This window comes from Streptomyces sp. R-74717 (assembly GCF_047305335.1).
GTDB lineage: Bacteria > Actinomycetota > Actinomycetes > Streptomycetales > Streptomycetaceae > Streptomyces > Streptomyces atratus.
The window spans coordinates 9,073,552-9,093,427 of record NZ_CP102361.1 but is presented as its reverse complement, the minus strand read 5'-3'; the positions used below and the strand labels follow the sequence as shown (position 1 = coordinate 9,093,427).

The 19,876-nt window shown below is 69.2% G+C and carries 17 protein-coding genes; 6 read left to right on the top strand and 11 right to left on the bottom strand.

Annotated features, from left to right (window positions below; translation table 11 throughout):
• Nucleotides 1-3 precede the first annotated feature (3 nt).
• The 5 genes from NRF20_RS41010 to NRF20_RS40990 all read right to left on the bottom strand — a co-directional run bounded on the left by NRF20_RS41010 (nucleotide 4) and on the right by NRF20_RS40990 (nucleotide 3,541).
• A complete protein-coding gene (locus NRF20_RS41010; RefSeq protein WP_398629438.1) occupies nucleotides 4-495 on the bottom strand; it encodes a GNAT family N-acetyltransferase in 492 nt (163 codons plus the stop codon).
• A gap of 58 nt (nucleotides 496-553) precedes the next feature.
• On the bottom strand, nucleotides 554-958 hold the full coding sequence (locus NRF20_RS41005) for a DUF1992 domain-containing protein (protein ID WP_413754204.1): 405 nt from the start codon (nucleotides 956-958) through the stop codon (nucleotides 554-556).
• A 148-nt stretch (nucleotides 959-1,106) separates the two neighbouring features.
• A complete protein-coding gene (locus NRF20_RS41000) occupies nucleotides 1,107-2,048 on the bottom strand; it encodes a hypothetical protein (protein ID WP_398629510.1) in 942 nt (313 codons plus the stop codon).
• Between the two features lie 169 nt (nucleotides 2,049-2,217).
• Nucleotides 2,218-3,015 carry a tyrosine-protein phosphatase gene (locus tag NRF20_RS40995; protein WP_398629439.1) on the bottom strand — a complete coding sequence of 266 codons (798 nt, stop codon included), beginning with the start codon at nucleotides 3,013-3,015 and terminating at the stop codon, nucleotides 2,218-2,220.
• A 313-nt stretch (nucleotides 3,016-3,328) separates the two neighbouring features.
• Nucleotides 3,329-3,541, bottom strand: a complete 213-nt coding sequence (locus tag NRF20_RS40990; RefSeq protein ID WP_398629440.1) for a hypothetical protein — start codon at nucleotides 3,539-3,541, stop codon at nucleotides 3,329-3,331.
• A gap of 183 nt (nucleotides 3,542-3,724) precedes the next feature.
• Here NRF20_RS40990 and mutA point away from each other — a divergent pair, with 183 nt between their 5' ends.
• From mutA to meaB, 3 genes are read left to right on the top strand one after another with little or no spacing between them, the layout of a single operon-like run.
• Complete coding sequence (mutA, locus tag NRF20_RS40985; protein ID WP_413754203.1) at nucleotides 3,725-5,590, top strand: methylmalonyl-CoA mutase small subunit; 1,866 nt, start codon at nucleotides 3,725-3,727, stop codon at nucleotides 5,588-5,590.
• Nucleotides 5,590-7,788, top strand: a complete 2,199-nt coding sequence (gene scpA / locus NRF20_RS40980; protein WP_398629442.1) for a methylmalonyl-CoA mutase — start codon at nucleotides 5,590-5,592, stop codon at nucleotides 7,786-7,788. Before mutA ends, scpA begins: the two co-directional genes overlap by 1 nt.
• 12 nt (nucleotides 7,789-7,800) lie before the next feature.
• Nucleotides 7,801-8,802 (top strand): methylmalonyl Co-A mutase-associated GTPase MeaB, encoded by a 1,002-nt coding sequence (gene meaB / locus NRF20_RS40975; RefSeq protein WP_398629443.1) that lies wholly within the window; start codon nucleotides 7,801-7,803, stop codon nucleotides 8,800-8,802.
• A gap of 72 nt (nucleotides 8,803-8,874) precedes the next feature.
• Here meaB and NRF20_RS40970 read toward each other — a convergent pair whose 3' ends face one another.
• Nucleotides 8,875-9,756 (bottom strand): GNAT family N-acetyltransferase, encoded by an 882-nt coding sequence (locus NRF20_RS40970; RefSeq protein ID WP_398629444.1) that lies wholly within the window; start codon nucleotides 9,754-9,756, stop codon nucleotides 8,875-8,877.
• A gap of 355 nt (nucleotides 9,757-10,111) precedes the next feature.
• Here NRF20_RS40970 and rho point away from each other — a divergent pair, with 355 nt between their 5' ends.
• The 3 genes from rho (at nucleotide 10,112) to NRF20_RS40955 (ending at nucleotide 12,761) form a co-directional block, all read left to right on the top strand.
• On the top strand, nucleotides 10,112-11,251 hold the full coding sequence (gene rho / locus NRF20_RS40965) for a transcription termination factor Rho (protein WP_398629445.1): 1,140 nt from the start codon (nucleotides 10,112-10,114) through the stop codon (nucleotides 11,249-11,251).
• Nucleotides 11,252-11,336: 85 nt separating this feature from the next.
• Nucleotides 11,337-12,335 (top strand): aldo/keto reductase family protein, encoded by a 999-nt coding sequence (locus NRF20_RS40960; RefSeq protein WP_398629446.1) that lies wholly within the window; start codon nucleotides 11,337-11,339, stop codon nucleotides 12,333-12,335.
• 168 nt (nucleotides 12,336-12,503) lie between these two features.
• The gene (locus NRF20_RS40955; RefSeq protein ID WP_398629447.1) at nucleotides 12,504-12,761 is read left to right on the top strand and encodes a sigma factor; all 258 of its coding nucleotides are present in this window, start codon (nucleotides 12,504-12,506) and stop codon (nucleotides 12,759-12,761) included.
• On the opposite strand, the gene NRF20_RS40950 is transcribed toward NRF20_RS40955, so the two are convergent.
• The 5 genes from NRF20_RS40950 to NRF20_RS40930 all read right to left on the bottom strand — a co-directional run bounded on the left by NRF20_RS40950 (nucleotide 12,704) and on the right by NRF20_RS40930 (nucleotide 19,830).
• Nucleotides 12,704-14,065 (bottom strand): NAD(P)/FAD-dependent oxidoreductase, encoded by a 1,362-nt coding sequence (locus NRF20_RS40950; RefSeq protein ID WP_398629448.1) that lies wholly within the window; start codon nucleotides 14,063-14,065, stop codon nucleotides 12,704-12,706. The two genes, NRF20_RS40955 and NRF20_RS40950, sit on opposite strands and share 58 nt — an antisense overlap.
• A gap of 132 nt (nucleotides 14,066-14,197) precedes the next feature.
• Nucleotides 14,198-14,542: a hypothetical protein gene (locus NRF20_RS40945; RefSeq protein WP_413754202.1), complete on the bottom strand. Its 345-nt coding sequence runs from the start codon at nucleotides 14,540-14,542 to the stop codon at nucleotides 14,198-14,200.
• A gap of 29 nt (nucleotides 14,543-14,571) precedes the next feature.
• Nucleotides 14,572-16,302 carry a cytochrome c oxidase subunit I gene (gene ctaD, locus NRF20_RS40940; protein WP_398629450.1) on the bottom strand — a complete coding sequence of 577 codons (1,731 nt, stop codon included), beginning with the start codon at nucleotides 16,300-16,302 and terminating at the stop codon, nucleotides 14,572-14,574.
• Nucleotides 16,303-16,658: 356 nt separating this feature from the next.
• Nucleotides 16,659-17,396, bottom strand: coding sequence for a glucose 1-dehydrogenase (locus NRF20_RS40935; protein WP_398629451.1), 738 nt, complete (start codon nucleotides 17,394-17,396; stop codon nucleotides 16,659-16,661).
• A 211-nt stretch (nucleotides 17,397-17,607) separates the two neighbouring features.
• Nucleotides 17,608-19,830: an NADP-dependent isocitrate dehydrogenase gene (locus NRF20_RS40930; protein WP_398629452.1), complete on the bottom strand. Its 2,223-nt coding sequence runs from the start codon at nucleotides 19,828-19,830 to the stop codon at nucleotides 17,608-17,610.
• Nucleotides 19,831-19,876: the final 46 nt, after the last annotated feature.

Below are 19,876 nucleotides of genomic sequence, written 5' to 3'. Positions count from 1 at the left end.
GGGTCAGTCGATCGGCAGTACCAGTTCGGGCCGATCCCACATCACCGCGGGCGGGTTGGCCGCGAGGGTACCGGTCCGCCGGGCCCCGACACTGCGGTAGAAGCCCTCGGCGGGCGGGTGCGAGACGATGCGGACACCTGGCAGGCCGGCGCGCTGCGCCTCGTCGCGCAGATGCCCGATGAGCAGCCGCCCGATGCCGAGCCCCTGCGCATCGTCGGCGACGAACATGAGGTCGAGTTCCGGCGGGGCGAGGATCAGCGAGTAGAAGCCGAGGAGCCGGTCGGTGCCGGGCTCGATCGCCGCGAAGACCTGGTGGGTCTCGATGTAGTCGGGCCCCACCCGGTATCCGGCGACCATGGCGGCGTAGGGCCCCTCATAGGCGCGGGAGGTCCTGACCAGCCGGGTGAGCCGCTTCGCGTCCCGTGCGGTCGCCCGCCTGATCCGTACGGTCTCCCTGCGCGCCCCGCCACCCGAACGCGTAATGCTCGATGTCATGGAACGAGTATTACGCATCCGGCCGTGGGGCACCCACTCCCGGGTCCGCTCCCGACTGCTACGACGGCCCGCGTGCCGCGCGCCACTCCTCGACCATGGCGTCGATGTCGAACGGCTTGAGGTTCAACAGCGGACCCGGCGGCGGCCGCCTGATGGCTGCCCGGATCTTCTCGTTGACCTCCGTCAGCATGCGCCGCACCTCGGCCTCCGTCCGAGCCCCGGGCACGGCGTCGCACACCTCCTCCGCCTCTTTGCTCAGCGCCAGTGTCGGCGGGAGCACCGACACCCCTTCCCGCTGCATCTTCTGCTTGATCCACCAGGTCTCGTCGTAGGGAGCGTCGAGGCCGTCGAGCGGCTTGCCGAATCCCGGCAACTGCGAGAAATCGCCGCGCTGCTCGGACTCGCGGATCTGCTTGTCGACCCATGATTCGAAGCTGACGCCCGCAGGCTTGCGTTCGGTCAACGTACGCCCCTCTCGGAGGATTCGTGATCCGGTCCTTTCACCATACCGAGGGGCCGAAGGAGCACCCGCTGTACCCACGTTCGTCACCTCGCAACGAGCGTCGGCGCAACGCCGCTTCGGGTTCCGGGGGCACACCCCCGCGCCCGCTTCAGTGCGCGTGCCCGCCGGTTGCCCCCGTCCCACCCTCCTCATGGCCGGCGACCCCCTTCCCCGATGCCGCCACCGGGACGGTGAACGCCGCGGTGCGGACCTTCCCCTCGTGCCGGAAGTCGAGGAAGAGCCGGTACGTACCCGCACTGGGTGCCGTCGCCGTGAAGGACACCACGGGCCCCGGGCCACCCTCGTTCGGGTGGACGTGCAGATAGGCCAGGTCGCCCGAACGCAGCGCGACCAGGTGCCCGTACGCGCCGAGGTAGGGCTGCAGATCGGTGACGGGCCGGCCGTTCCTGCTGACGGTCAGCTTCAGCTCTCCGCCCTGGCCGGCGCGGAGTTCGCCGTCGAGTGCGACGCGGTAGCCGTCCACCTCGACGCCGGCGCGCGGAGCCGGCAGAGCCGTGGGGCGGTAGGTGCCGGAGACGGCCAGATCCGCGCCCAGTGTGAGGTTCTCGGCGCCCTCGGCAACCGGCGTGAAGTCGGCGAACGCCCGGTAGCCACCGGCCTTGGGCAGGTCGACGGGGGTCGACCAGGTGCCGTCGGCCGCGCGGACGGGGTGCAGGTGCCGGAATTCGGTGAGATCGCTCGATGCAAGGATGAAGTGCAGTTCCTTGCCGTGCTCGCGTTGATAGGCGGTGACCTTGCGGCCGCTCTCATCCGTGATGGCGAACCTGATCTCGGTCCGGGCCCCCGCCCGTATCGTGGGTGTTTCGAGGGCCAGCGTGTAACCGCCGTCGGAGATCTGCAGTCCGCCGGCCACTTGATCCGCCGCCCGCTTCGCTCTGCCCTCCTCTCCCGCGCCGTGGCCGGCGTGCTGCTGCGCGGGGCGGTCCTCAGCGGCCACGAGCGGGGCGGTGCCCCTGCCCACGCCGTACGCGGTCCCGAAGGTCGCGGCGAGCGCGGCGGCGAAGGCCGTGATCCTCAGTGCGTTGTTCATGACGATGCCCTCCATCGGGTCCATCGGGAGGCGGCGCTTCCCGATGGAACTCAACATACCCCCTGGGGGTATCAAGTCAACCCGGGACTGCGTCGCTGCTTCCCGATTGCTCACACCTCCGAGAGAGACCGGCCGACGACGCCGGGGGGCCGGGGTCTCGGCGTCCGGCTCAGGCGGACACCACGAGCCCGCTGCGCAGCCGCTCGACCGCGGCCTCCGGAATCCTCAGGCAGTCGCGCACATACCCGTCGAGCCCGCCCCACCTCTCGTCCATGGCGTCCAGCGCCATGTCGAGATAGCGGGGGCGGACCTCGATGATCGCGGACGCGATCTCCGGGTCACCGCCCGCATCGAGGAAGCCCTGTACGTACGGGGCGTACGCGACCCGAACGACCGGGTTCACCGCGAGGAACTCGGCCCGCACCACATCGCGTGACGCACCGACCAGCATCAGCAGCAGCGCGGTGGCCCAGCCGGTACGGTCCTTGCCGGCCGTGCAGTGGAAGAGCACCGGGCGGGCCCGGTCGTCGGCAGCCGTCTCCACGAAGGCCCGGTAAGCGGCGGCGGCACCCGGCGAGAGCACCATCTGCCGGTAGGTCTCTGCGAACATCTCCTCGGCCTTCCCACTCCCCAGCAACTGCTCCGCCGCGACCGGATCGGCGAGCAGTGCGCGCAGCCGGGCGGGCGCCACGCCCGGGTTGTCGCCGAGCACATCGGCGACGAAGAGCCGCGCACCGGGCGGCAGTCGGTCGGGTGCCGCCGCACGCTCGTCGGCAGTGCGCAGATCGACGACGGTACGGATGCCGAGCGCGGCCACCGCCATGTCCTGCGCCGCGTCCAGACCGCTGAGCTGGCCGGAGCGCAGCACGGCGCCCGGCCGGACCCGATGGTCAGGCCCCAGAGCGATGCCGCCCAGGTCGCGAAGATTGACGACGGTGGATGCCGGGACGGCCCTGGCGGTTTGCACGATGAACTTCCCCTTTTCCCGACATGTATCCGAATTGATTCGACCTGGTCGGATCAAACGTCGCACGCGGCCGGGAGATCGACAAAGTAAAACGCCGGAGGAGCACCGATCGACGACACCTGAGAAGATAAAGGGAATGTGAAATCGCAACCGCCTCCTCCAGGTCAGGGGCACAGTGCAATTGATGAGCCACGCTTCCGCGGTAACTCGCTCGACAGGGAACATTTGTCGGCGCGCGGGCGGGGCCGACAACTCTTGATTTTCCGACCGCCCGATTCCCCGCCGCGGTACGACCGGATCAGGCGGGGTGAGGTCAGCCGGCGGAATCGACGGCGGACACGGCCGCCTTGGCCAGGTCCGCGGGGAAGCGTTCATGGGCGGCCACCTGACCGCCCGAGGCGCGGACGGCCGCCGTCAGCGGCACTGCCCACAGGTCTTCCCACACGATCGGCGCCGCAGAGCTGCCCGGCGGCACCTGCTCCCCCAGTGCTCGGATGTCTTCACTGTTCAGCAGGTCGGTGATCACGCCTCGGCCGGTGCCGGTGCGATGGCGCCCGTGAACCGGTTTCCTTCACGCTGGTCCAGTCGGCCGTCCCCTCGCCAGGACCCGGTTACGCGACGGTGTGTGAAGGATCAAGTGCGTTCGGAGAGGGCAAGGTCACAGACGGAGCCCCTGCTGCTCGTCTGAGACCTGACCTAGCATCTGGGCATGACGGTCCTGCCTGCCGACGGGCTTTCGTTGGCCGCTGAATTCCCTCACCCCGCCCATGAGCAGTGGCAAAGCCTTGTCGAAGGTGTGCTGCGCAAATCGGGCAGGGATGTTGCGGGTTCGGCCGCCGAGGAAGCGCTGTCCACCACGGTGGAGGACGGGCTCATCACCCGCCCCCTCTACACCTCGCGCGACAGCGCGCCCGATGCCGGATATCCGGGCTTCGCCCCTTTCACCCGCGGCGGCAAGGCCGAGGGCAGTGCGGCGGGCGGCTGGGACGTACGGCAGCGGCACACCCTGTCTGATCCTGCGCGTCTCAATGAGGCGGTGCTCGCCGATCTGGAGAACGGTGTCACCTCGCTGTGGCTGACCGTGGGCGGTACCGGCGGCGTTCCGGTGTCCGCTCTGGCGAGGGCGCTGGACGGCGTATATCTCGATCTGGCTCCCGTGGTGCTGGACGCCGGAAGCGAATTCGACACTGCGGCGGCGGAGTTGCTGCGCCTCTACGCGGAGCGGGGCGTCGGTGCGCAGACCGCGCGCGGCAACCTCGGCGCCGACCCGCTCGGGCAGGCCGCCCGCAGCGGTGCCGAACCCGCCCTGACGGCGGCGGTCCACTGGGCACAGCGGTGCGCGCAGGAGTATCCCGGACTGCGGGCCCTGACCGTCGACGCTCTGCCGTACCACGAGGCCGGCGGCTCGGCCGCCGAAGAGCTGGGCGCTTCACTGGCGACAGGCGTCGCCTATCTGCGGGCGCTGACGGAGGCCGGGCTCTGTATCGAAGAGGCCTGCGCGCAGATGGAGTTCCGGTACGCGGCGACGGCCGATCAGTTCCTGACCATCGCCAAGCTGCGGGCCGCTCGACGGCTGTGGGCCCGGGTGGCCGAGGTGTGCGGGGCCGCCGACGCCGGGGCGCAGCGCCAGCACGCGGTGACGTCCTCGGTGATGATGACGCGGCGCGATCCCTGGGTGAACATGCTGCGGACGACGCTGGCATGTCTGGGCGCGGGTGTGGGCGGGGCCGACTCCGTCACCGTACTGCCGTTCGATCATGCCCTGGGTCTGCCGGACGCGTTCGCCCGGCGCATCGCCCGTAACACGTCGACGATCCTGCTGGAGGAGTCGCATCTGGCCCGGGTGATCGACCCGGCGGGCGGTTCCTGGTACGTGGAGCGGCTCACCGCCGAACTCGCCGACGCCGCCTGGGCGTTCTTCCAGGAGATCGAGCGGTCGGGCGGCCAGGCGGCCGCCCTGCGGTCGGGACTGATCGGCGAGCGTCTCGCGGCCACCTGGGCGGCGCGCAGCAAGGATCTCGCCCGGCGCAAGGAACCGGTCACCGGCGTCAGTGAGTTCCCGCAGCTGGCGGAGCGCGCGGTGGAGCGCGAGGCGGCCCCCGCCGAGGTGTCCGCCACGGGCTCGGGCGGTCTGCCCAGGGTCCGTCGTGACGAGGCGTTCGAGGTGCTGCGCGCCCGGTCGGACGCCCATCTCGCGGCGACCGGGCAACGGCCGCGGGTGTTCCTCGCCGCACTCGGCCCGGCCTCGGCGCACACCGCACGGGCGTCGTTCGCCTCGAACCTGTTCCAGGCCGGCGGGATCGAACCGGTCCACGACCCGGTCTCGGTCGACGCGACAACGGCCGCCGACGCATTCAGGGCCGCCGGAGCCACCGTGGCATGCCTCTGCTCCAGCGACACCCTGTACGCCGAGCAGGCGGGGGCGGTCGCCGAGGCACTGGGCTCGGCCGGTGCCCAGCGGGTGTTCCTCGCGGGCCGACCCGGCGAGTACACCGGTGTCGACGAGTACGTCTTCGCGGGCTCCGATGTGGTGGCCGTGCTCTCTTCCCTTCTCGACCGTATGGGTGTGGCGTAATGCGTATCCCTGACTTCTCCGACATCGAGCTCGGACCGGGCGCCGCCGAGGTGTCCGAAGACCAGTGGCGCGCCTCGGTCAAGGAGTCCTCCGGCCGTTCCGACGGCGACCTGCTGTGGGAGACCCCGGAAGGCATCACGGTCAAGCCGCTGTACACCGGGCGCGACCTGGAGGGGCTCGACTTCCTCGGTACATATCCGGGCATGGCCCCGTATCTGCGGGGCCCCTATCCGACGATGTACGTCAACCAGCCCTGGACAATCCGGCAGTACGCCGGGTTCTCCACCGCCGAGGAGTCCAACGCCTTCTACCGCCGCAACCTCGCGGCCGGCCAGAAGGGCCTCTCGGTCGCCTTCGACCTGCCGACCCACCGCGGCTACGACAGCGACCACCCGCGGGTGACCGGCGACGTCGGGATGGCCGGCGTGGCGATCGACTCGATCTACGACATGCGTCAGCTCTTCGACGGCATTCCGCTGGACAGGATGTCCGTTTCCATGACGATGAACGGCGCGGTGCTCCCCGTACTCGCGCTGTACATCGTGGCCGCCGAGGAACAGGGCGTTGGGCCCGAAAAGCTGGCCGGGACCATTCAGAACGACATTCTGAAAGAGTTCATGGTCCGCAACACGTACATCTATCCGCCGAAGCCCTCGATGCGGATCATCTCCGACATCTTCGCGTACACCTCGCAGAAGATGCCGCGCTACAACTCGATCTCCATCTCCGGCTATCACATCCAGGAAGCGGGTGCGACAGCCGATCTGGAGCTGGCGTACACCCTGGCGGACGGGGTGGAGTATCTGCGGGCCGGGCGGGACGCCGGTCTTGATGTGGACGCGTTCGCACCGCGACTGTCGTTCTTCTGGGCGATCGGCATGAACTTCTTCATGGAGATCGCGAAGTTGCGGGCGGCCCGGCTGCTCTGGGCCAAGCTGGTCAAGGAGTTCGAGCCGAAGAACGCCAAGTCGCTTTCCCTGCGCACCCATTCACAGACGTCGGGGTGGTCGCTGACCGCGCAGGACGTATTCAACAACGTCACCCGGACCTGCGTGGAGGCGATGGCCGCCACCCAGGGGCACACCCAGTCGCTGCACACCAACGCGCTCGACGAGGCCCTCGCCCTGCCGACGGACTTCTCGGCGCGGATCGCCCGGAACACTCAGCTGCTGCTCCAGCAGGAGTCCGGCACCGGCCGGGTCATCGACCCGTGGGGCGGCAGCGCGTACGTGGAGCGGCTGACGTACGACCTGGCGCGCCGGGCCTGGCAGCACATCCAGGAGGTCGAGGCGGCGGGCGGCATGGCGCAGGCCATCGACGCGGGCATCCCGAAGCTCAGGGTCGAGGAGGCCGCGGCCCGTACCCAGGCGCGCATCGACTCCGGGCGCCAGCCGGTGATCGGGGTCAACAAGTACCGGGTGGAGACCGACGAGCAGATCGATGTGCTCAAGGTCGACAACTCCTCGGTGCGCACCCAGCAGATCGAGAAGCTGCGGCGGCTGCGCGAGGAGCGCGACGAGTCGGCGTGCCGGGCCGCGCTGCGGGCGCTGACTGCGGCGGCCGAGCGGGCCCCCGGCCCCGGTCTCGAAGGCAATCTGCTGGCACTCGCCGTCGACGCGGCACGCGCGATGGCGACCGTGGGCGAGATCTCGGACGCCCTGGAGAAGGTGTACGGGAGGCATGCGGGCCAGATCCGTACGATCTCCGGTGTGTACCGCAACGAGGCAGGTGAATCCCCTTCCGTGGACCGGACCCGGGAGCTGGTGGACCAGTTCGAGCAGGCCGAGGGGCGCCGTCCGCGCATCCTGGTCGCCAAGATGGGACAGGACGGCCACGACCGCGGCCAGAAGGTCATCTCGACGGCCTTTGCCGACCTGGGCTTCGACGTCGACGTCGGTCCGCTGTTCCAGACGCCGGCCGAGGTGGCACGGCAGGCGGTGGAGGCGGACGTGCACATCGTGGGCGTCTCCTCGCTGGCCGCCGGGCACCTCACGCTCGTACCGGCGCTCCGCGAGGAGCTGGCCGCCGAGGGCCGCGACGACATCATGATCGTGGTGGGCGGGGTGATTCCGCCGCAGGACGTCGAGGCATTGCACGAGGCGGGGGCGACGGCGGTGTTCCCGCCCGGCACCGTGATTCCGGATGCCGCGTACGACCTGGTGACGCGGCTCGGTGCCGCGCTCGGCCACGAGCTGTGAGCCGCTGACCCGATGCCTCCGAACATCGACATCGACATCTATGTGAAGGGGGTGCTCGACGGGAAGCGGGCGTACATCGCGCGCGCGATCACTCTCGTCGAGTCCACCCGCCCCGATCACCGGACGCTGGCCCAGCAGTTGCTGCGCGAGCTGCTGCCGCACTCCGGGAACGCCCGGCGCATCGGCATCAGCGGCGTGCCGGGGGTCGGGAAGTCCACCTTCATCGACGCGCTCGGCACGATGCTCACCGGGCTCGGTCACCGGGTCGCGGTGCTGGCCGTCGATCCCTCCTCCAGCCGTACCGGCGGCTCCATCCTGGGCGACAAGACCAGGATGGAGCGCCTCGCGGTGGACCCCGCGGCGTTCGTACGTCCCTCTCCGACCGCCGGGACGCTCGGCGGGGTGGCCAAGGCTACCCGGGAGTCCATCGTGGTGATGGAGGCCGCAGGGTACGACGTGGTACTGGTGGAGACGGTCGGCGTCGGCCAGTCGGAGACGGCGGTGGCCAATATGGTCGACACGTTTCTGCTGCTGACCCTGGCCCGTACCGGCGATCAGCTCCAGGGCATCAAGAAGGGCGTCCTGGAGCTGGCGGACGCCATCGCGGTCAACAAGGCGGACGGCCCGCACGAACGCGACGCACGAGCGGCCGCGCGCGAACTGGCGGGCGCACTGCGGCTGATGCACCCGGTCGACGCGGCCTGGACACCTCCGGTCCTCACCTGCAGCGCCCGGGAGTCGACCGGTCTCGACACGCTGTGGGAGCGGCTGGAGCAGCACCGTGCGCTGCTCGAATCGACCGGCCGGCTCGCCGCGAAACGGCGTGACCAGCAGGTCGACTGGACCTGGACGATGGTGCGGGACGAGCTGCTGGAGAGCCTGCGCGGCCATCCGGAGGTGCGCGCGCTCACTCCGCAGCTCGAACAGCGGGTACGGGACGGCGAGTTGACGGCCACACTGGCGGCCGAGCAGATCCTGGGGGCGTTCCGGGGCACTGCCGCGGCGGCGGAGTGAGGTGCGCCTGCGGGGTGACGGGCGACGCTCGGCCGCCCTTCGCGCGACGACGGCAGTTCGACGACAGGAGACCTAGAGATCGAGCTGGTACTCGACCGACTTGTGCGTCGGCTCGTAGCCGAGCGCGTCGTTGACGCTCCGCATGTACGTATTGCTGTCCGCGGTGTCCGCCAGCAGCCCGTCGAGGGCCGGGTGGCGTTCGCAAGCCTGCAGGATGGACTGCGCCTTCATCCACCGCGCGAGGCCGTGCCCCCGGTGTTCGGGGAGGACTCCGGTGCCGTAGTGCTGACCGTCGCCCTTTCCGTCGCCCGGGACGACCAGTTCGGTGAAGCCCGCGATCGTGGAGTCGGACTCGTCGACGGCGGCAACGGTGTGGAGCAGCTCGCCGCGTGCCGCGACGGCAGCCGCGGCGGCCCGGACCCGGTCCACGTCCCAGACGACCGTGCCGTAGTCGGTGTCGTCCATGGGCATGTCGTCCATGGCGCGGCGCGATGCGGTGAACGTCGCCTCAAGGTCGTGCGGGACGGTGCCGTCCCAGGCCACCAGCCGGTAGCCCGGGTGCGGCTGTCCGACGATCCCGCGGAGAGCCCCGGTGTCGGCCTTCGCCAGCGGTAGGCGGGCGTACGTCAGGGTGAGGACCTTGCGCAGCCCCTTGGCCCGCAGAAAATGATCGCCGGAGGAACCGGCCTCGACCTGTGCGATGACGCTGCGTCGGCCCTCCTCGCGGGCAGCGGCGACGGCCGCGTCCAGCAGCTGTGAGCCGATGCCGTTGCGGCGCTCCGCCGGGTGGACGTGAAGTTCCAGTTCGGCGAGATGGTCCTGGCCCTCACGGGTGAAGACGCGCAGGAACGCCGAGCCGACGGGGCTGCCCGCGGGGTCGGACGCCAGCCACACCAGCCGGTGGCTCGCGCCGGCACGGTCGGGGTCGGTCAGTGCGGTGATGCGTATCGACAAGATGACTCCTCCGCGCCGAGGGCGCCGGTCAGGACGGGCGAGCGGGCGTGCGGCCCGGAGAACCACATCACTCCGCGAGCGCCGCGGCAACCGGATATCGCAGCCGTAGCCGCCGACCCGGTGGGCCGTGGTACGGTGCGATTGGTACATGTGTACGCCTCGGTTCGAGGCGCCGGTGCCGATTCGCTCTCATGGAGCTGCTGCGCCCGTCCTTTCCTGACCGGTGATCCAGCTTTCCCGCACTACTGCTTCCTGTCCGGTACGGGCTTTCCTGCCCGTCGTCCGGGGCGTGATCTCTTCCGCCCCCATGTCTACCGGCCCCTTCATTCGCCATGTCCGCGAAAGGACCACCTGTATGACCAGCACCCTCGAACACCCTGTTGCTCAGCAGGAATTGCCCACCGAGGCCGCCGGTTTCCTCGACATCACGCACCAGGGGCACGGCACACTGCGCGTCCGTGGCGGCCACCCCTCCCCCGGCGACGCACAGGTCTCCGCCGCCCTGATCCGCCGCCACGGCCTGCGCAAGGGCGATGTCGTCGAAGGCTCCTGCGACCGGCCCCGCACCCTGTCCGGGATCGTACGGGTCAACGGCCGCTCGCCGCAGGCGCTGCGCGGCCGGCCCCACTTCCGCGATCTCACCCCGCTCCACCCCCGGCATCGGCTGCGTCTGGAAACACCGTCCGGCAGTCCGGCCATGCGCCTCGTCGACCTCGTCTCCCCTATCGCCAAGGGGCAGCGCGGACTCGTCGTCGCGCCGCCCAGGACCGGCAAGACCGTGCTGCTGCAGCAGGTCGCGGCAGCCGTCGCCGCCAACCACCCCGAGTGCCATCTGATGATGGTGCTGCTCGACGAACGCCCGGAGGAGGTCACGGACATGCGCCGGTCCGTACGGGGCGAGGTGCTCGCCTCGACGTTCGACCGGCCCGCGAAGGAGCACATCGCGCTCGCCGAACTCGCGGTCGAACGCGCCAAGCGTCTGGTGGAACAGGGCCAGGACGTCGTCATCCTGCTGGACTCCCTCACCAGGCTGTGCCGCGCCCACAACAACGCGTCAGCCGCGGGCGGACGCACCCTGAGCGGCGGCGTCGACGCGGCTGCCCTGCTCGGCCCCAAGCGGCTCTTCGGCGCCGCACGACTCACCGAGGAGGGCGGCTCCCTCACCATCCTGGCCACCGCGCTGGTGGAGACCGGCTCCCGCGCCGACGACTACTTCTTCGAAGAGTTGAAGAGCACCGGCAACATGGAACTCCGGCTCGACCGCACGCTGGCGGACAGGCGCACCCACCCGGCCGTGAACATCCAGGCGTCCGGCACCCGGCGCGATGAACTCCTCGTTCCGGAAGCCGAGTTGCGAGTGGTGCGCAAACTGCGCCGCGCGCTGCACTCCCGGGACCCGCAGACGGCGCTCGAAACACTGCTGGACCGGATCCGGCACACTCCGGACAACGCGGCATTCCTCCGTACGGTCCACCGCACCCTCCCGGACACCTGAGCCTGCCCGAGCCGCGCCGGACGGCGCAATAGCATGGACCGCCCTTGCACGATCCGTCCCTCACGAGCACAGGGAGAGCAGGCACATGGAATTCCGCCGACTCGGCCGCAGCGGTCTGACCATCAGTGAGATCGCCTACGGAAATTGGCTCACCCACGGCTCCCAGGTGGAGGAGGACGCAGCGGTCGCCTGTATCCGCGCCGCCCTCGACGCCGGGATCACCACCTTCGACACGGCGGACGTCTACGCCGAGACGCGGGCCGAAGCCGTCCTGGGCCGGGCGCTCAAGAACGAGCGCCGCGAGGGACTCGAGGTGTTCACCAAGGTCTACTTCCCGACCGGTCCCGGGCACAACGACCGGGGGCTCGGCCGCAAGCACATCATGGAGTCCATCGACAACTCGCTGCGCCGCCTGCAGACGGATTACGTGGACCTCTACCAGGCGCACCGCTACGACCACTCGACCCCGCTGGAAGAGACCATGGAGGCGTTCGCCGACGTCGTCCGCTCGGGCAAGGCCCTCTACATCGGCGTTTCGGAATGGACGGCCGACCAGCTCCGCGCCGCACATGGGCTGGCCCGCGAACTGCAGGTGCCGCTGATCTCCAACCAGCCGCAGTACTCGGCGCTGTGGCGGGTCATCGAAGTCGAAGTGGTGCCCGCTTCCGAGGAGTTGGGCATCGGTCAGATCGTCTGGTCACCGATCGCCCAGGGCGCCCTCACGGGCAAGTACAAGCCCGGTGCGCCGCTCCCGGCCGGCTCTCGGGCGACGGACGACAAGGGCGGCGCGAGCATGGTCGCCGGCTGGATCCGTGACGACGTGCTGGAGCGTGTCCAGCGGCTGCGGCCGCTCGCCGACCAGGCCGGTCTGAGTCTTGCCCAGCTCGCGGTCGCCTGGGTGCTGCAGAACTCCAATGTCTCCGCGGCGATCATCGGCGCCTCGCGGCCCGAACAGGTGACGGAGAACGTCGGGGCGGCAGGTGTGACACTCGACGCGGAGCTGCTGAAGGGCATCGACGACATCCTGGACCCGGTGGTGGAACGGGACCCGGGGCTGACGGCCGGGCACGAGAGCAACAGCTGATTCGACCGGCCCACAGGTGAGGGGCAAGGGCCTCCGGAACAGCGGCCCCTGCCCCACGCCTCGGACGCCCGGGGCGAACCGGGGGCGCGTCGCCGTCCGGCATCGGTCACAATGGCCCGGTTTCGTGGGTCACTCCTCTGACACGTCGCGACAAAAGGAATGTGACCGATGGACGAACAGGAACTTCTGGCGGCCCGCTTCGAGGAGCACCGGCCCCGGCTGCGGGCCGTGGCCTACCGCATGCTCGGCTCCTTCAGCGAGGCGGAGGACGCGGTCCAGGACACCTGGCTGCGGCTCACCGGTACCGACACCCGCGAGGTGGAGGACCTCGGCGGATGGCTGACGATTCTTTTCCGAGCTGTACGAGGTCAGGTGCCGGTGTGCAGCGAGGCGGTGTGCTCGCGGACCTGCGCCGGTGTGAGGTAGGAGTCCGTGTATTCGAAGTCGCGCAGCTTGGCCGGGTTCCGGGACTGGAAGCCGGTGCGTACGAAGTCGTCGCCCGCGATGGCGTTGAGCATCCAGTTGGTCATGACCCGCGTCTTGGCCACATTGGTCCGCAGCGCGGACCAATGGTAGCCACGGGCGACGGCCTGCGCGACGATTCCGTGCATCTCGATGCCGATCGGCTTGGAGACCGCGTCCTTGCCGCCGAGGTCCACGACAAGACCGAGATCCTTGTGGACGTACGGCTTCAACGGCTGGTGCCGCAGCGTGGCGATGAGGTTGTCGGCGAGCCTGCGGCCCTGGCGCATGGCGTGCTGCGCGGTGGGCGGGCAGACCGCCCCGTCGCCCTTGCTCAGGTCCGGTACGGCCGCGGCGTCGCCGAGCGCGAAGACGCCGTCGAAGCCCGGCAGCCTCATCTCGGGCGTCACCGCCAGCCGGCCGCGTACGGTCTCCGCGTCGAATGTGGCGACCAGCGGACTCGCAGTTACTCCCGCCGTCCAGATCAGTGTGCGGCAGGGCACCACCCGGCCATCGGTGAAGGTCACCTTCTCCCGCCCGGCCTGGGCGACCGAGACCCCGAGCGACACGTCGATGCCACGTGCGCGCAGCACCTCCAGGGCGCTCCGGCCGAGCTTGTCCCCCAGTTCGGGCATCAGCTTCGGGGCGATGTCGATGAGATGCCACTTGATCAGCTTCGGGTCGAGCCGTGGGTAGTGCCTGACCGCGTTGGTGGTGAGGCGCTGCAGACAGGCAGCCGTCTCGGTGCCCGCGTACCCGCCGCCGACCACCACGAACTGCAGGCGCGAAGCCCGCTCGTTCTCGTCGTGGCTGGCGTCCGCGAGATCGAGCTGAGCGATCACGTGGTCACGCACGTACGCCGCCTCGGCCAGTGTCTTCATACCCCGGGCGTTGTCGAGCAGGCCGGGGATGTCGAAGGTACGGGTGACGCTCCCGGGGCCGAGCACGATGTAGTCGTAGGGCTCGTAGACGACCTCGTCGGTGATCTTGCGAATGACGCAGATCTTCGCCTTGGGGTCCACTCCGATGGCCCCGCCCGGGATGATCCGGGTGCGGTGCTTGCGACTGCGGCGCAGCGACACCGCGACCGACTGCGGGGTGAGCACACCTGCCGCCACCTGCGGCAGCAGGGGCAGGTAGAGCTGGTACGAGAACGGGGCGACGAGCGCGATCTCAGCCTCGCCCGGGATCAGCCCGCGCTCCAGACGGCGTACGCACTCCACCCCGGCGAATCCGGCGCCGACAACGAGAATCCTGGGTCGTGCCACAGCGTTCGTCCCTTCTCGGGCCTGCACGGTCGTCCGTTCGCCTGCCCCGTCGCACGCGCTCGTCACGTCACATCTTTACGAGCCGCATCCGACTTCGCCTGCTGGGGACGGCGGACGGACGACACCACCGCGTCAGCGGGCCAGGAGGGTGACGGCCGTGCAGGTACCGCCGACCGCGCCCACGAGCACGACACCGGCGGCCACGCAGCGTGCCTTGAGCTTGCGGTAGCGCGCCTCGTATTCGCCGCGCAGTCCGGTGGCGCGGGCGGAGACACGGCAGAGCATGGCCCGCGACGTGGCGAGGCGGTCCGCGGTGTAGACCCGTTCCACGTCCTCGCGCTGTGCCATGGTGAGCCAGGGCAGCTCGTCGGTGAAGCGGCCGGCCTGTCGTCGCGCCTCCTCGACCTCGGCGTTCCACAGCAGATAGCCCTCCAGTTGTGCCAGACCACGGGCACTGTCCTTGTCGGGGTGGTCCACTCGCTCCTCCTCTCCCGTCGCCGCCGTGCTCACGCCTGCCTGTCCCCCGGGGTCCACGTCGTCCCGGTGCCGGGATGGTTGAGGCCTTCGTCGAGGGAGCGCACCGAGGGATGGTGCAGGTCGAACGCCGGGGACTCGGAACGGATCCGCGGCAGCGTGTGGAAGTTGTGCCGCGGCGGCGGGCAGGAGGTCGCCCACTCCAGTGAACGGCCGTAACCCCATGGGTCGTCGACCCCTACGTTCTTGCCGTACTTCGCCGTCTTCCACACGTTGTAGAGGAACGGCAGCATCGACAGACCGAGCAGGAACGAGGAGATCGTCGAGATCGTGTTCAGTGCGGTGAAACCGTCGACGGCGAGGTAGTCCGCGTAACGACGCGGCATGCCCTCGGCACCCAGCCAGTGCTGCACCAGGAACGTGCCGTGGAAACCCACGAACAGCGTCCAGAAGGTGATCTTGCCGAGCCGTTCGTCCAGGATCTTGCCGGTGAACTTCGGCCACCAGAAGTGGAATCCGGCGAACATCGCGAAGACCACGGTGCCGAAGACGACGTAGTGGAAGTGCGCGACGACGAAGTACGAGTCCGAGACGTGGAAATCCAGTGGAGGCGACGCCAGGATCACACCGGTCAGACCACCGAAGAGGAAGGTGACCAGGAAGCCGATCGACCAGAGCATCGGCGTCTCGAAGGACAACGATCCCTTCCACATCGTGCCGATCCAGTTGAAGAACTTCACACCGGTCGGTACCGCGATGAGGAACGTCATGAACGAGAAGAACGGCAACAGCACACCGCCGGTGACGTACATGTGGTGCGCCCACACGGTCACCGAGAGGCCTGCGATCGCGATCGTCGCGCTGATCAGGCCGATGTAGCCGAAGATCGGCTTGCGGCTGAAGACCGGAATGATCTCGGTGACGATCCCGAAGAACGGCAGAGCGATGATGTACACCTCCGGGTGGCCGAAGAACCAGAAGAGGTGCTGCCAGAGCAGCGCGCCGCCGTTGGCCGCGTCGAAGACGTGCGCACCGAACTTCCGGTCCGCCTCCAGCACCAGCAGGGCCGCCGCGAGGACCGGGAAGGCCAGCAGGACCAGCACAGCGGTCAGCAGGACGTTCCAGACGAAGATCGGCATGCGGAACATCGTCATGCCGGGGGCGCGCATGCAGATGATCGTGGTGATGAAGTTGACCGAGCCGAGGATCGTGCCGAAGCCGGAGAAGGCCAGACCCATGATCCACATGTCGCTGCCGATGCCCGGCGAGCGGACCGCGTCGGTCAGCGGGGAGTAGGCGAACCAGCCGAAGTCGGCCGCGCCGCTCGGGGTGAGGAAGCCGGCCACCACGATGATCGAGCCGAAGAGGTACAGCCAGTACGCGAACATGTTCAGCCGCGGGAACGCCACATCGGGCGCGCCGATCTGCAGCGGCATGATCCAGTTCGTGAATCCGGCGAACAGCGGCGTCGCGAACATCAACAGCATGATCGTGCCGTGGATGGTGAACGCCTGGTTGAACTGCTCGGGCGAAAGGATCTGGATCCCGGGACGGGCCAGCTCGGCGCGCATGACCAGGGCCAGTACACCGCCGACGATGAAAAAGGCGAACGATGTGAGCAGGTACAGCGTGCCGATCGTTTTGTGGTCGGTGGTGGTCAGCCACTTGATGACGACGTTTCCCGGTTCCTTGGCCCGGACCGGAAGCTCGTTCGCGTACTCCTCCTCTTCCTCGGCTGCCCCTGTTGTGCCCGTCGTCGCCACTGGGACGCTCCTTCGATTGTCATTCGCGAGTGGACTGAGCACCCGGCAGGGGCCCCGCCTCCACCGGCCGGCCGACAGGCCGATCCCGCGCGCGTCACGCCAGATTCCAGGTGCAGCAAATCAGCCGCGGGGCCACTATGTGCGGCCCTGCGCCCGCCGTCGCGTGACTTTCACTCGTCAGGGCGTCCTGGGGTCCGGGCCTCGGCCCGCTCGCACACGGCCGACGCCGGTGCAGACTTCAGCATCGGTGACGGACGTCTCGGAGCATCCCGAACTCCCGTACGGTCCAACACTGTTACCTTCGAATCCGGTGAACGCCCGGATCGGTGACCGGTCCCGGGCGCCCCGGCTGCCGCTCAGGCCAGCCCGCCCGTCGCGCGCACGTTCTGGCCCGTGATCCACCGACCGTCGTGGCCGGCCAGGAAGGCAACCGCATCGGCCACATCGGAGGGTTCGCCCAATCGGCCGAGAGGGGTCATGCCGGCGACTGCCTCGAGCGCCTGCGGCTGGTTGGTTCCGCGCAGCAGATCGGTGTCGGTCGCGCCGGGCGAGACCGTGTTGACCGTGATCCCGCGCGCTCCGAGTTCGTGGGCGGCAATGGTGGTGAGTTGCTCGACCGCACCCTTGCTGGCGGCGTACGCAGAGATGCCGGGGCCCGGCCGCACGGTGTTCGCCGTGGAGATGTTCACGATGCGGCCGCCGTCGCGCATCCGCCGGGCCGCATGGCGGATCGTCATGAAGACCGCTCTGGTGTTGACCGTCATCACCTTGTCGAACACCGCCGGGTCGGTGTCCGCGATGAGGGACGGGGTAAAGCACAGTGCGGCGTTGTTCACCAGGATGTCCAGGCCGCCCAGCTGCGCCTCGGCGGCTTCCATCAGCTGCTCCGGCGCATCCGGGTCCGCGAGATCGAGCCGGATGGCCCAGGCCTTGCCGCCGTTGTCCTGCACCGTGCGGACGACCTCTTCGGCCGCGTCGTCGCTGGTGGCGTAGTTGAAGACCACATGGGCCCCGTCTCGGCACAGTCGCTCGACGATCGCGCGGCCGATGCCCCGCGCCCCTCCGGTGACCACAGCGTTCCTGCCTGTCAGCACGGTCTCTCCCCCTCCAGGAGCAGTTGATCCGGGTCATTCGAACCTACCGGCACAGCGGCTCCTTGTACCCGGTTGCGCGGAGAACCGTCGGAGCCGGCCGAACACCTTCGGTGCCGGCTCGGGACACGGAACCGCCCCGGCCGGGCATGGTGCCGGCCGGGGCGGGAGGGGTGAGGGGTGCCGGGATGCGCCCCCTTCCGCGGCTGTCTCGTCAGCCGATGGTGGCGATGGCCTGCGTGAACGTCGCCGACGGGCGCATGACAGCCGAGGCCTTGGCCGGGTCGGGCTGGTAGTAGCCGCCGATGTCGGCCGGCGAGCCCTGCACCGCGATCAGCTCGTCGACGATGGCCTGCTCCTGCTCTCCCAGCGTCTTCGCGAGCGCGGCGAACGCCTGCGCGAGCTGCGCGTCGTCGGTCTGCTGCGCCAGCTCCTGGGCCCAGTACAGGGCCAGGTAGAAGTGGCTGCCGCGGTTGTCGATACCGCCCAGCTTGCGGCTCGGCGACTTGTCCTCGTTGAGGAAGGTGCCGGTCGCGCGGTCGAGGGTGTCCGCGAGGATCTGGGCGCGCGCGTTGCCCGTGGTCGTCGCCAGGTGCTCGAAGCTGGCCGCGAGCGCGAAGAACTCACCAAGGCTGTCCCAGCGGAGGTAGTTCTCCTTGACCAGCTGCTGGACGTGCTTGGGCGCGGAGCCGCCGGCGCCCGTCTCGAACAGACCGCCGCCGTTCATGAGCGGGACGACGGAGAGCATCTTCGCGCTCGTGCCCAGCTCAAGGATCGGGAACAGGTCGGTCAGGTAGTCACGCAGCACGTTGCCGGTGACCGAGATGGTGTCCTCGCCGCGGCGGATGCGCTCCAGCGAGAACGCGGTCGCCTTCACCGGCGACATGATCTCGATCTGCAGGCCGTCGGTGTCATGGTCAGCGAGGTACTTCTTGACCTTGGTGATCAGTTGCGCGTCGTGGGCGCGGTCCTCGTCCAGCCAGAACACGGCCGGGACGCCGGTGGCGCGGGCGCGGGTGACGGCGAGCTTGACCCAGTCCTGGATCGGCAGGTCCTTGGCCTGGCACATGCGGAAGATGTCACCCGCGCCCACGACCTGCTCCAGCACGACGTCGCCGTTGCCGTCGACGACCCGCACCGTGCCGGTGGTGGGGATCTCGAAGGTCTTGTCGTGGCTGCCGTACTCCTCGGCCTTCTGCGCCATCAGGCCGACGTTCGGCACCGAGCCCATGGTCGACGGGTCGAAGGCGCCATTGGCGCGGCAGTCGTCGATGACGACCTGGTAGACACCCGCGTAGCTGCTGTCGGGGAGCACCGCGAGGGTGTCGGCCTCCTTGCCGTCCGGGCCCCACATGTGACCGGAGGTGCGGATCATGGCCGGCATGGAGGCGTCGACGATGACATCGCTCGGTACGTGCAGGTTGGTGATGCCCTTGTCGGAGTCGACCATGGCCAGCGCGGGGCCTTCGGCGAGCTCGGCCTCGAAGGATGCCTTGATCTCGGCGCCCACGTGCGGCACCGAGTCCAGGCCCTTGAGGATGCCGCCGAGGCCGTCGTTCGGGGAGAGACCGGCCGCGGCGAGCACCTGACCGTACTTGGCAAAGGTGTTCGGGAAGAAGGCACGGACCACGTGGCCGAAGATGATCGGGTCGGAGACCTTCATCATGGTGGCCTTGAGGTGGACGGAGAACAGCACGCCCTCGGCCTTGGCGCGGGCGACCTGCGCAGTGAAGAACTCGCGCAGGGCCGCGACACGCATGACCGCCGCATCGACGACCTCGCCCGCGAGCACCGGCACCGACTCACGCAGAACCGTGGTGCTGCCGTCGTCGCCCGCGAGCTCGATGCGCAGCGAACCGGCCTCGGCGATGACCGTGGACTTCTCGGTGGAGCGGAAGTCGTCGACGCCCATGGTGGCGACGTTCGTCTTCGAGTCGGCCGACCAGGCGCCCATCCGGTGCGGGTGCGCCTTGGCGTAGTTCTTGACCGAGGCGGGGGCGCGGCGGTCGGAGTTGCCCTCGCGCAGCACGGGGTTCACCGCGCTGCCCTTGACCTTGTCGTAACGCGCGCGGACGTCCTTGTCCTCGTCGGTCTGCGGGTCGTCCGGGTAGTCCGGAAGCGCGTAGCCCTGCGCCTGCAGCTCGGCGATGGCAGCCTTCAGCTGCGGGATCGAAGCCGAGATGTTCGGCAGCTTGATGATGTTGGCCTCGGGCTTCTTGGCCAGTGCACCGAGCTCGGCGAGCGCGTCGTCGATGCGCTGGCTCTCCTCGAGGCGCTCGGGGAAGCTGGCGATGATGCGCCCGGCCAGCGAGATGTCGCGGCTCTCGACATTGACCCCGGCCGTCGAGGCGTAGGCCTGGACCACGGGCAAGAACGAATACGTCGCCAGGGCCGGGGCCTCGTCGGTGTGTGTATAGATGATGGTCGAGTCAGTCACCCTGTGCTCCGCTCCACGTCTGCAACATTGCTTGACATCAAGATAT